At 48.6% G+C, this 12,290-nt stretch carries 10 protein-coding genes; all 10 read right to left on the reverse strand.

The features are described 5' to 3' along the window. The 10 genes from ACXADP_RS11795 to ACXADP_RS11840 all read right to left on the reverse strand — a co-directional run bounded on the left by ACXADP_RS11795 (position 1) and on the right by ACXADP_RS11840 (position 12,146). Positions 1-1,359, reverse strand: a complete 1,359-nt coding sequence (locus ACXADP_RS11795; protein WP_474971509.1) for a UDP-N-acetylmuramoyl-tripeptide--D-alanyl-D-alanine ligase — start codon at positions 1,357-1,359, stop codon at positions 1-3. Next, the gene (locus ACXADP_RS11800) at positions 1,359-2,834 is read right to left on the reverse strand and encodes a UDP-N-acetylmuramoyl-L-alanyl-D-glutamate--2,6-diaminopimelate ligase (RefSeq protein WP_474971510.1); all 1,476 of its coding nucleotides are present in this window, start codon (positions 2,832-2,834) and stop codon (positions 1,359-1,361) included. Before ACXADP_RS11800 ends, ACXADP_RS11795 begins: the two co-directional genes overlap by 1 nt. Before the next feature lie 45 nt (positions 2,835-2,879). Further along, positions 2,880-4,802, reverse strand: coding sequence for a stage V sporulation protein D (locus ACXADP_RS11805; RefSeq protein WP_474971511.1), 1,923 nt, complete (start codon positions 4,800-4,802; stop codon positions 2,880-2,882). Between the two features lie 87 nt (positions 4,803-4,889). Next, the gene (locus ACXADP_RS11810) at positions 4,890-7,037 is read right to left on the reverse strand and encodes a penicillin-binding protein (RefSeq protein ID WP_474971512.1); all 2,148 of its coding nucleotides are present in this window, start codon (positions 7,035-7,037) and stop codon (positions 4,890-4,892) included. A 16-nt stretch (positions 7,038-7,053) separates the two neighbouring features. After that, entirely contained in the window at positions 7,054-7,422 is a 369-nt protein-coding gene (gene ftsL, locus ACXADP_RS11815) for a cell division protein FtsL (RefSeq protein WP_027954107.1), read from the reverse strand. Further along, on the reverse strand, positions 7,419-8,399 hold the full coding sequence (gene rsmH, locus ACXADP_RS11820) for a 16S rRNA (cytosine(1402)-N(4))-methyltransferase RsmH (RefSeq protein WP_474970384.1): 981 nt from the start codon (positions 8,397-8,399) through the stop codon (positions 7,419-7,421). The genes ftsL and rsmH overlap by 4 nt, the downstream gene beginning before the upstream one ends. A 37-nt stretch (positions 8,400-8,436) precedes the next feature. Continuing rightward, entirely contained in the window at positions 8,437-8,868 is a 432-nt protein-coding gene (gene mraZ, locus ACXADP_RS11825; protein ID WP_027954105.1) for a division/cell wall cluster transcriptional repressor MraZ, read from the reverse strand. 161 nt (positions 8,869-9,029) lie between these two features. Continuing rightward, complete coding sequence (gene bshC, locus ACXADP_RS11830; protein ID WP_474971513.1) at positions 9,030-10,655, reverse strand: bacillithiol biosynthesis cysteine-adding enzyme BshC; 1,626 nt, start codon at positions 10,653-10,655, stop codon at positions 9,030-9,032. Between the two features lie 233 nt (positions 10,656-10,888). Further along, a complete protein-coding gene (locus tag ACXADP_RS11835; protein WP_474968417.1) occupies positions 10,889-11,272 on the reverse strand; it encodes a DUF3397 domain-containing protein in 384 nt (127 codons plus the stop codon). After that, the gene (locus ACXADP_RS11840) at positions 11,265-12,146 is read right to left on the reverse strand and encodes a 2-dehydropantoate 2-reductase (protein ID WP_474968416.1); all 882 of its coding nucleotides are present in this window, start codon (positions 12,144-12,146) and stop codon (positions 11,265-11,267) included. Before ACXADP_RS11840 ends, ACXADP_RS11835 begins: the two co-directional genes overlap by 8 nt. Positions 12,147-12,290: the final 144 nt, after the last annotated feature.

Here is a 12,290-nt window from a genome sequence, read left to right on the forward strand (position 1 = left end):
TCACTCCACAAGGTCTGGCAGCATGTCTTCCAATTTCATTCCACGTGATGCTTTCATGAGTACGACGGTATCCGCTGTTAATAACGGGCGGATATGATGACCTGCTTGTTGCTTTTCTTTGAAATGTTTGACTTCCATGTCCGGATAACGGGAGGAAGCAGCCTCTGAAATTTTCTCAGAATGGACGCCGATTGTAAAGACAGCGTCAATCTTTTCATCTACCGCTTCGGCTACACCGGCGTGCAGCTCCTCTGATTTCTCTCCGAGCTCATACATATCCCCTAATATTAACACCTTTTTTCTTTTGGATGTCAACTGTCGGACGACTTCAATCATTGCCTTCATTGATGTCGGGGAGGCGTTATAGGCATCATTTATAATGAGGGATCCTTTATGGCCCTGATGCTTTTCAAAACGCATGGCAGACATCTGCATCTGCTGAAACCCTTGCTGGATCTCCTCTTTTGTCAATCCAAGGCGTTTGGCAAGGGCGATGACAAACGAAGCATTTTTCACATTGTGGCGGCCTGTCATTGGCAGTTCATACGCTTCTTCCATCAGCTGGAACGAAGAAGCATCGTCCGTCATAGCTGTAATTTCAGCTTTATAGTCAGACGACGGCCCGAAACCGCAGCCGATTGTACCTGCTCTTGTTTTCACATGATCAAGCAGCGGCTCATCGGCGTCGATAATCAGGCAGCCACCCTCCGCCAGTCCATCTGTAATTTCCAGCTTGGCGGCGGCAATCGCTTCTCTGGTACCTAAATTTTCGATATGGGATTCGCCGATGTTTGTAATGATCGCGTGGTCCGGCCGTGCGATGTGGGACAATACGGAAATCTCACCCGCTCTGTCCATGCCCATCTCCAATACGACGGCTTCAGTGTCCGGCTGCATAGCCAGGACCGTCAAAGGAAGACCGATATGATTGTTAAAGTTTCCCGCTGTTTTATGGGTGTTGAATTTCGCTCCGAGCACAGCGGCAGTCATATCCTTTGTTGTCGTCTTTCCATTGGAGCCTGTGACGCCTATGACAATCGGATCAACTTTTTCTAAGTACCAGGAGGCGAGATCCTGGAGCGCCTTGGTCGTATCCGTTACATAAAAGATCGGAAAATCGGTAGGGATCAAAGCGGGAAGCGGCTGGTCTTCCTGCCACAAGGCAGCCACCGCTCCTTGTTTAATGGCTTCACCGGCAAAGGCATGGGCATCAAAGCTCTCCCCTACGATGGGGACGAACAAACTCTGCGGAGCCGCCTTTCTTGTATCGGTCATGATGGAGGAGACAGCGATTTTATCTTTGCCGGCTCCTTTAAAGGTTGGAAATAGATGTGTAAGCTCCTGAACGTCAAAAATCATTATGAATGCTCCTTCATTTCTCTTATTATCTCTCTTACCGTTTCACTATCATCAAAGGGATGACGGACCCCTTTAATCTCCTGATACGTCTCATGGCCTTTTCCTGCTATGAGGATCATATCCCCGTCACAAGCAGAACGAACGGCCTTTTCGAGCGCCTCCCTGCGGTCTTCGACAATTTGGTAATTCCCATGCAGATCTGCGGTGATATCCGCAAAAATCTGACCGGGGTCTTCCGAGCGGGGGTTATCTGTTGTGAAAATTACGTGATCTGCATGCTGGACACTGATTTCCCCCATCACGGACCGCTTGCTTCTGTCCCTGTCCCCGCCGCATCCGACTACGAGGATGATCTTCCCTGTAGTGACAGCTGCTGCCGTTTTCAGCACATTCTCAAGAGAATCAGGGGTATGGGCATAATCGACGACCACTCCAAAAGGCTGCCCTTCCCGAATCGATTCAAAACGCCCCTTCACCCCTTTGGTATGAAGAAAAGACTGCTGAATCGTCTCAAGTGGCGCGCCGGACAGGATGGCAGCAGCAGCTGCAGCCAGCATATTATAAATGCTGAATTCCCCCATCAAAGGGCTTTCAATCTTAATCGTTCCAATCGGGGTCTCCATTTGAAAAAAAGTCCCTTTTTCCGTCAGGCGGCAGTCCCGGGCTTGAACATCAGCCCTGCCCTTTACGCCATAGGTCAGCAGTCCCTGCGAAGTAGAACGGATAAACTTCGGAGCTGCAGGGGAGTCAATATTTATAACGGCAAAACGCTCCCGTTGTTTATTATACCCATTCCCTAATTGTGCGAACAATAGGGACTTCGCACGAAGATAATCATCAAAATGGTCATGATAATCCAGATGGTCCCTCGTCAGGTTTGTAAATACCGCCACATCGAAATCACATCCGTACACCCGCCCCTGATCGAGCGCATGAGATGACACTTCCATCACCGCATGCTCCACACCGGCTGTTTTCATATCGCTGAAATATTGATGGAGGGTTAAGGTATCAGGCGTCGTATTTTTCACAGGCCGCCGCTTTCCGGCAATATCCACTTCAATCGTTCCAATTAACCCTGTCTTCTTCTCCATCCTCTGGAATATATCATAAAGCAGATAACTGATGCTCGTCTTGCCATTGGTTCCTGTAATTCCTGTCACATGGAGACCTTCTGAAGGGTTGCGATAAAAAGCGGCGGCTGTCATAGCAGCCGCCCTGGTTGTATCATTAACAAGAATAACTGGAACATTCAAAGGCAGCGGCTCTTCAGCTACCACAGCTGCCGCCCCCCGCTTGACGGCGTCAGCCGCAAAGCGGTGACCATCCATGTTCACCCCACGCATGCAGATAAACATGTCTCCAGGTGAGGTTGCGCGTGAATCCATACTGAGACCGGTAATACTGACGTGCTTCAACGACCGTGAACTTTGGTAAAAAGGGACAAAGCGGAGTACCTTTTCTAATTTCAACACTGTCACCCTCCCCCGTTTACAGATTTAATGAATGACGAAAAAACATCAATCCCCAAGAAAAACACGGACGGTAGACCCTGTAGGAACCTTTACTCCTGCTTCTGGTGCCTGAGTAACGACCTTCGTCCCCTCACCGCTGACCTCTACCTCTAAATTCATCAGCATCCGGCTCAAATCTTCCTTGTCCATCCCTGTAATTTCCGGCACTTCCACGAGCGGCTCTTCCGGCCAGGCGTATTCTTTTTCCAAACCATCCTTGCGTGGTTCCACCCCCATGGCCCGCAGACTATCCCCCATGATGTTTCCAACAATCGGTGCTGCTACGACGCCGCCGAACTGAACGGTGTTTTTTGGGTTGTCAATGGCAAGATAAACAACGAGCTCCGGATCATCCGCAGGGGCAAAACCGATAAAGGAAACGATGTGGTTATTCTCCATATACTTCCCGTCCGGTCCGACTTTCTGCGCTGTACCTGTTTTCCCACCGACACGGTACCCTTCTACATAGGCGCCCCGGCCGGTCCCCTGTGCGACAACACTTTCCAGCGCATGACGGATCTGGGCAGAGGTTTCTTCTGATATGACTTGTTCTTTCATCACCGGCTCATTTTCTTCCAGCACTTCTCCTGATATTGGATCAAGCCAGGCCTCCTGGATGTATGGCTCATAATAATAGCCTCCATTCACAGCGGCGGCTACAGCCATGACCTGCTGGATCGGTGTGACAGATACTCCCTGTCCAAAAGCAGTGGTCGCCTGTTCGACAGGGCCCACATTCTCCCGTTTGAATAAAATACCACTGCCTTCTCCTTCCAGGTCAATCCCTGTCTTCGAGCCGAAGCCGAATAAGTCGATATAGTCGAACAGCTTTTCTTTGCCAAGGCGTTCTCCAAGTTCCACAAAACCAGGGTTACAGGAGTTCTGGACCACTTCTAAAAACGTCTGATCTCCATGCCCCCCGCTTTTCCAGCAGTGCAGGGTCGCCCCGTCCACTTTTACAGCACCGGAATCATGGAAGTGTTCCTCTTCAAGATCCACAAGTCCCTCTTCAAGTGCTGCAGCCAGGGTTATAATCTTAAAGGTCGATCCCGGCTCATATGTACTCCACACAGGAAGGTTGCGGTTGTACACCTCGGGTTCCACTTTTTGATAATCCGCCGGATCAAAGTTCGGCCTGGACGCCATCCCTACCACTTTGCCCGTATCCGGATCGACAGCAAGCGCTACCGCTCCGTCAGGGTTATATTTGGCCTGGGCGATATCCAGTTCCCGTTCGATAATGGACTGCACTTGATAGTCCACTGTAAGCTTGAGGTCTTTCCCGTCAATAGGAGGCTCATACACATCCGCCATATCCGGCATCCGTTTTCCCTTGGCATCAGAGAAAAAGGATAAGGCTCCTTTTTCGCCTTTCAACTCGTCATCATAATACGCTTCAAGTCCCAGAAGACCCTGGTTATCGATGCCACTGAAACCCAGCACATGGGATAAAAAAGAGCCGTGCGGGTAGTACCGCTCTGAATCCTCAGCAATATAGACACCCGGCATATTCAACGATTGAATCGCCGCCGCCTGCTCCTCTGAAATCTTCCGTCCCTCCGGGTGAATTTTTTCGATGGAGATCAGCTTCGTTACGTGTGTGTAGGCTTTCTCCACACTCATATCCAAAATCTTCGAAAGGTTCTTCGCTGTCTGTTCGGGTTCTTTAATCTGCCTCGGTACAACCATGACTGTCGGCGCTGACTGATTTCCTACCAGCACCTCTCCATTCGTATCAAGAATCTTCCCCCGCTCGGGCTCGAAGGTAATATCCCTGCTCCAGGACTCTTCAGCCTTCGCAATGAGAAAGTCGCTCAAGAAGAACTGCACATACCCGAGCCTTCCGGCAATGACCATGAAAATAAACATGCCCACAAAAAAGACAGTGACTAATCGTTTCTTTACGATTACCTGTGATACTCGTCTCATCTCCATAACTCCTTTAACAAGTCGTAGAGTCAGCTTGTATCACTATATGCAATCGAAAAACGATTAGAACACTGCCTGGACAAGGGGTTACGGCTGTTCCGGCACAGCCAGTTCAACGACTAAATAACCATCATCTTTGATTTCAGAACCAGCAGCAATGCTTTGTGTTTCTACATAACCACTGCCCATAATTTCCATTTTCAAGTTGAAATGCTTTGCCAGACGCTGGACATCGCGGAGCGAATATCCTGTCAAATCCGGCATCTTCGGCTCATCGGTTACAATAAACACCCGCTGGTTTTCCACGACCTGCTCTCCTGATGAGGGGAGAACAGCTTCAACGGTGTTTCCGTCACCAATCACTTCCACATGAGGGAAAGAAGCTTGAAGCGTGTCCTCAGCTTCCTGAACGGACTTTCCAGATACGTCTGGAATCGTGACAGGTTCCAAAGACTCTTCTGCATCTTTATCAGGCTGAATGTTCAAATAATGCAGGCTGTTTTCCATCACGGTCCGAACGATATAGGAAACAGGCTCAGATCCGAGCTCTGTCACCTCAAGTTCCGGCTGCTGGACAGCTACATACATCAACAGCTCGGGATCTTCTGCAGGAGCCATTCCCAGGAAGGAAAAGACATAATTGTTCCGGCCGGTCAGATACCCTTCCCCGGGCTTACTGATCTGGGCGGTTCCTGTCTTGCCTGCAAGGGAATAATCGTCCAGCTTAAAGGATTGGCCCGTTCCATCTTCTGAGGTAATCACCGTGCCCATCAATTCACGCATCTGCTCGGCTGTCGAAGCAGAAACCGGCTCACCAATCTTCTCCGGCTTCCCTTCCTCGATCACCTCTCCTGTGTCACTGGAAGTAATTTTGGAAAGCATGTATGGACGCATCATTTCCCCATCGTTGGCAATGGCTGTAGCCCCCGTCATGAGCTGGATCGGCGTAAATGTAGAGCCTTGGCCGAAGGAGGTCGTAATCTGCTCAATGGGACGCTCATACACAAATTTCCCAGTCGTTTCATTCGGCAGATCAATCCCCGTCTTCTGATCGAGGTTGAAATCGGATAGATATTCCCTCAGCTTCGTCGGTCCCAGCACCTCATAGGCAAGCTTCGAGGAAGCCACGTTGGAAGATCTGCGGAAACCTTCGTCATATGAAATATCATCCCACCCCTGTCCATTGTTATGATCGCCAATGGATGGGGAGCTTTCCGTCACTTTATAGGTTCCGGATTCAAAGAGTTCATTCCCGTTATAGACGCCCTCTTCCATGGCACTTGCCCATGTAAAGATCTTCATCGTGGAACCGGGTTCAAACGGATAGGAAATCAAGTCGTTGTACCAGTTATCCACGTCACCGATATCATTCGGATTGTAGCTTGGGCGGTTACTCATGGCAAGAACCTCTCCTGTTTCAGGGTCCATCACAGCAGCCATGATTTTCTCTGGATTGTACTGTTCATCCACCTGGGACATCGCGTCCTCGAGGAATGTCTGGATTTTTTGGTCGATCGTTAAATACACATCGCTGCCATCCTCTGGTTCGGTCATAATTTCATTCGGATTCAGCAGCTTCGTCCCGTATTTATCCCGTTCATAACTGATTTTCCCTTTTTCCTCCTGAAGGTAATCCTCCATCTGCTTCTCGATGCCGGTCACACCGGAAATGCTGCCTTCCTGGGTGCGGGCAAAACCGATTAAGTGGGAGGCAAACACACCGTTCGGGTAATAACGTTTGGATTCTTCCTTAAAGGAGATGCCATTCAGTTCAAGGTCTTTGATCTCTTCCATTTCCTCTTGAGTGAGAGAACTGGAATTCGTCCCGAACTCTACCTGAAAACGGCCGTCTTCCTGAGCGGATCTCAGCTTGTCCGCAATCTCACTCGCTTCCATCCCTAATAAAGGCGCAAGCCCCGAAGCGGTTTCGTCGATATCGTCGACATGCTGGGGCTCAGGAAGGTTTTTGGAATAGGAGGGATCTACAACAGCATAAAGCCTGTAGGTCGGGCGGTCATAAGCAAGGACCATTCCGTTCTTATCGTAGATTTTCCCCCGGGCGGCATCGATTTCATAGGAGCTTGTACGGATGTCCTCTGCATACTCGGACAAATCCACCCCTTCGATGGTGGCGGCGGTTTCTATATAGAGGAAGCGCCCCACGATGACGAGGAAGAACAAGGAAAACACGGCGATTAATATTAAGGAACTAAGGTTTTTTTTATTGTTCATCATAGATGATCACCAGCGTTTATTCTTGACTGATTTTGCCGGCCTGTTTCACCTGGGCATTCTGAATGTTCAACCCGTTCTCCTTGGCTATCGTCAGGATTCGGTCCGGGTTGCTTAATTCCTTCACCTGGTAGGCCAGATTTTCATTCTGGGATTCCTGTTTGGATATGTCCTGCTCCAAACTGCGGATATCACGGTTGATGGCATCCGTTTCTGCTGAGGTATGGATTAAAAAAACAGAAGCCGCCAGTACTACAGAGGTGGTTATGGAATACAAAAATTTTTCGCCGGTACTTAACCATTTCTTTTTATGTACCTTTACCTTGACCTGTTTCTGTCTGTCAGGCTGCTGTAAAGGCTGCTGTTTTCTAATCTTTTCAGCACTCATGTTTGTTTCCACCCTTCATTAAATTCGAATTCTTTATTCCAAGGTTTGACTTTCTCGGCAATCCTCAATTTCGCTGAACGGGAACGGCGGTTTTCCTCCAATTCGCGCTCTTCCGCTACTATAGGCTTTCGACTGACTAAACGGAAAGGTGGCTGTTTGTCCTCTGGAATCATTGGAATATTTTTTGGAAGTGGTGGGTTCGAGCTCCATTTTTTGAAGGCCTGCTTACATAACCGGTCCTCAAGGGAATGGAACGTGATGACGGCTACCCGGCCGCCGACGCTGACCATTTCAGCTGCCTGCTGAAGGCTGTCCTGAAAAGCACCCAGCTCATCATTAACAGCAATCCGCACAGCCTGGAATATCCGTTTGGCCGGATGTCCACCTTTTCTTCTTGCCGGTGCAGGTATTCCTTCCTTCACTAATTCAACCAGCTGGCCTGTCGTTTCAATCGGGCCGGTTTCCCTCGCAGCTTCAATTTTACGGGCGATCTGCTTTGAAAACTTTTCTTCCCCGTATTTAAAGAAAATGCGCACAAGATCTTCATACGCCCATTCATTGATGACATGCCAGGCGCTTAAGTCACTATTCTGGTTCATGCGCATATCCAGTGGAGCATCCTGATGGTAGCTGAAGCCGCGTTCTTCGACATCCAGCTGAGGGCTGCTCACTCCCAGATCGTAAATAATTCCGTCAACTTCTGAAAGACCGAGTTCAAGAAGCTCTTCCTTTAACTGGCGGAAGTTGGCACGGACAAACGTAATGTGCTCCTCATAAGGTTTCAGACGCTCTTCTGCTGCTTGCAGGGCTGTTTCATCCTGATCGAAACAAATGAGTCTTCCCTTTCCTGTCAAGGCAGAGGCGATGACTTCCGAATGCCCTCCGCCACCAAGGGTGCAGTCGACATAGATGCCTTCCGGGTCCACATTCAAAGATTCAATGGTTTCATTTTTTAGTACACTGTAATGTTCAAACATAAATTTCACTCGTTTCTAATCTGTCAAATGTCAAATATCAAATATCAAAATCCAGCATGTTTTCAGCAATTTCAGAGAAGGATTCTTCTGATGCATCAAAGTAACTTTCCCACTCATCGTGACTCCAAAACTCGATACGGTTGGAAACGCCGATGACCACACATTCTTTTTCCAGGGAAGCGTACTTACGCAGAGGGGCGGGGATATTGATACGTCCCTGCTTGTCCACTTCGCACTCTACAGCTCCCGAAAAGAAAAAACGGGTGAAAGCACGGGCATCTTTTTTAGTAAGGGGAAGTTTTTTCAGTTTCTCTTCCAGCAGTCTCCACTCGTTCATAGGATAGGCAAATAAGCATTGATCTAATCCTCTCGTCAGGACAAAACAATCGCCCAGGCCGGGACGGAATTTCGAAGGGATGATGATTCTCCCTTTCGTATCAATGTTGTGTTGAAATTCTCCCATGAACATAGAGGTCCCCCACCTTCTATTTTCACCTTACCACATCGCCCCACTTTTCTCCACTTACTTTTTTATGATTCTCCCCCCACAAAAAAAATCCTGCCTGTAAAGGCAGGATTTTCAAAGGAATCACACGTTTTTGTAAAGGTGGGAGAAGGTGGGGACACGTCCTACAAGTAAACGACATAATGGTCGTGTTCAAAGCTCAGATGGTGTCTGTTCATCTCCTGGAACAAAGCCAAGCCGTATCCATTCACCCATGGGAGAATGTTCCACATGCGTTCCTGGAGACCATCAGCCGGATGCAGGGTGATATCGATATCATCAAACTGGTCGAGCTCTCTGCGATACGTATCCTCCAGCGAGTGGAGCATCCGCTTTTCAAGGAAAGCCACCGTCTCCTGTAGATAGGCAAGGTTTTTATCGGCAAGCTGGCCGAGGTCTCCCCCAAGTTCTGCGGCTTTTTCACGGAGAGGAGCATGGATTCGGGCTATTTCATCCTTCACCTGCTCACTCAGCCGCTTCACCGGCGGTGTGCTCACAGCACTGATCCAGTTCATCTTCTTCTCCGCCGCGCCATTCTTCACCACATCTTCAACTGAAAGCTGGAAGTGACGAAGACTACGATCCGTTTTCCTGTCTACCAGCGTAAAGGATAACCGCGGCAGGACAGGCGGCATACAGAGACCAGCGGCATCGAATGCCGGCTTCAGCGCTGACCAGTAATTGATTTCACCAGGACCGCCGATGAAAGCCAGGACCGGGAACAAGGATTCCTGCATCAATGGTCGTGTGACTACATTGTTACTCAGTTTTTCAGGCGATTCCTCAGCAATATGAAGAAGTTCTTCTTTAGACAAAACCACTTCGTTATTTTTCCCTCTGAATCTTCCCTCCTCGTCACGGACGAGAAGAATACGATCGCCGCGATCATGGTAAAAGAGGTGGGCATCCTGCATTTCACTGTCCAGCAGCGTTTCATAGCCTTCCTGACGGTTTTTCTGAAGAACAGAAAAAACACCTCCGGCCATTTCCCTGTTTTGATGAATCATGGTTGTGAAATAGGGAGTCTCCAGTCTCCTCACCTCTGGGTCATGGGCATCGATCAATACAAGACCCTCATGCGGGAACAACTGATAGATTAACCGGGCGAAAAAATCGGTATAGCTGTCGGACTGGTGCAGATGATCCTGTACCAGCTGGTAGAAGTGGTTCGTGTTCTCGGTTTCCGGCAGCATACGGAACACATCTTCAAGCCACGCATCCGCTTCTGTCTGGTCCATCTGCAGTTCGGAAACGGAGGATTTCACTTCAGGTTCATGCCCGATCGTTTTCTTCTCCATCCGTCCTTCCTGCTTCATCATGATGTGATTGATTTCATCAAAGTCATGATCCTCCCCGGCAATCCAGAAAACGGGAATGACCGGCCGGCCCAGTTCCTTTTCTTTCTGTCCGGCCAGCTGCAGGACTGAAATGATTTTATGAACCGAATATAAGGGGCCTGTAAGCAGACCCGCCTGCTGACCCGCTATAACCACAACACTCTCTTCATCTTTCAGCCGTTCTATATTTTCCAGCGTTTCTCTAGGGACCTCCCACTTTTCGTTCATTGTCTTCAATACTCCTGAGAGGGCTTCTCTCTGGTACGTCTTGGTTTTCAAATCCTCCAGGCGGTCGGCCCAGACATTTTCGTCGTAAGGAGAATAGGAAAAACGGTCGGCAATTTTTTCATAGCTATATTTATAATCACGAAACAGCGTCTGTTTCGGCTCCATGTTCATAGAATCAATACGCATATTAAGGCTCCTTTGTAGGCAGAATTACACTTTACAGTATGTATCCTATTGTATTGTACAAAAAACCAGCCAAGAGTTCACCTTATCTGTTTATAAGATGAACATTTCTTATTTCCCCTGTCCTCATTCCCTGTAGGTGAAAAGTAAAGAGTCATAAAAAAACTGCTCCTGATAGAGAGCAGTCTGCTGCTTTAGTATTCCCGGTCCTGTGCAGGACTACACGTGCGGAGGATTCAGCTGAAAAACAACCGGAAGATCAATCCGAAGGTCGACAGTCCGATGTAAAACAGGCCGAACAAAAGGAAACTCACTCTCCAAAAACCACGGACAGCCCGGAACAGCCGGACCTCTTCCTTTAATTTGTACTGGGTAATGATGGACAGCCCCAGCAGAAGGAGAAGAAAGATTAGAATGAAAGGAAAAAAACTGCGGTCAAACAGAACAATCAGCAGAACATGGACAGCCAGAACAAACACAGGAGCCGTGAAGCCGGCCGTCCGGTGGATGGCTTTCCACTTATGCTTACTCCATTTCCTTGCGAAGAAATAAAAGACAACCAGGAATGGAAGAGGAAGGGTAAGGACAGCACCGATACTATAGGCAAGCCAGTCACTCATCAACGATCACCCCCTTTTCATATTCCATGGCGTGCACAGCTTCCAGGATAAACTGATGAACAGGAAGATCTTCACGGGAACGGTCGAGAATAAATCCGGAAATAGCTTTTATTTCTGTTCGACGTCCCTCTTGGAGATCCTTCCACATTGATGACTGGTTTCCACCGGTCTGTTCCGCAATAGAAAGCACCCGGTCCCACTGGTGCTGGACATCCAGACCAAGCGTACGGCAGGCTTCCTCACAAAGCCGGTACCCGAGTGAACGGATATAAGGATTATCTTTGACCGCACGGTTCTTCTGCTTGAATAACGCAGTCAGTGGATTGATTACTGCGTTGACCACCAGCTTTTCTGAGAGCATTTCCACCGCGTCAGCATGGACAAGAAAAGGAAAATCCTCTTGATGGAGAGAGTCTGCCAGCTCTTCCATATCAGGAAGCGAACCTGTGAATGGAGCCGCTTTTATGCGCCCTTTCCCTGTATGGGCCACTTCATTGGAGGAAACTTTGAGCGCTCCATGTTCCACCACGGCAGCAAACGTATCCAGATTGAGGCTTTGAAGCTGGTCCAGGTGGCTCATACCATTCTGGAGAAAAAGATACTTGCCGTTTTCAGGAAGAGGCAGAGATAGAACCCCTTTAAGATCATACTGCTTCACACTGACAAGCCAGACGTCCATGTCCCGGGGCATCCGCGGATATACATGAGCTTCTACAAAAACAGCTGAAGACAGTGCATCGCACCAGATACCTTCGCGGCAGAGGATATCTTTTTGTTCCTCGTTTCTTACCACCATATGTACATCATGTGTCCTTCCGAGATAAGCTCCGGCTAATAACCCGACAGCACCCCCGCCGATAACCCCTATTCTCATCCCCTCTCCCCCGTTCATCCTTATCTAAGTTCTCATTGTAGCAGAAACTTTTTCACAATTGCAGTCGATTCCTGTCCCGTTGGTAATTATTCATTTCTTTCTGAATATTTTTATATTATAATGAGTGTATATATAGATAATTGA

The organism is Halobacillus sp. AWH4_228, assembly GCF_056158365.1.

Excerpts from the sequence above, each read along its gene's own strand:
- ftsL (WP_027954107.1), bottom strand. The coding sequence starts at position 7,422 with ATGAGTGCTGAAAAGATTAGAAAACAGCAGCCTTTACAGCAGCCTGAC.
- ACXADP_RS11840 (WP_474968416.1), bottom strand. The coding sequence starts at position 12,146 with ATGAGAATAGGGGTTATCGGCGGGGGTGCTGTCGGGTTATTAGCCGGA.
- rsmH (WP_474970384.1), bottom strand. The coding sequence starts at position 8,399 with ATGTTTGAACATTACAGTGTACTAAAAAATGAAACCATTGAATCTTTG.
- bshC (WP_474971513.1), bottom strand. The coding sequence starts at position 10,655 with ATGCGTATTGATTCTATGAACATGGAGCCGAAACAGACGCTGTTTCGT.
- ACXADP_RS11805 (WP_474971511.1), bottom strand. The coding sequence starts at position 4,802 with ATGAGACGAGTATCACAGGTAATCGTAAAGAAACGATTAGTCACTGTC.
- ACXADP_RS11835 (WP_474968417.1), bottom strand. The coding sequence starts at position 11,272 with ATGAGTGACTGGCTTGCCTATAGTATCGGTGCTGTCCTTACCCTTCCT.
- ACXADP_RS11795 (WP_474971509.1), bottom strand. The coding sequence starts at position 1,359 with ATGATTTTTGACGTTCAGGAGCTTACACATCTATTTCCAACCTTTAAA.
- mraZ (WP_027954105.1), bottom strand. The coding sequence starts at position 8,868 with ATGTTCATGGGAGAATTTCAACACAACATTGATACGAAAGGGAGAATC.
- ACXADP_RS11810 (WP_474971512.1), bottom strand. The coding sequence starts at position 7,037 with ATGATGAACAATAAAAAAAACCTTAGTTCCTTAATATTAATCGCCGTG.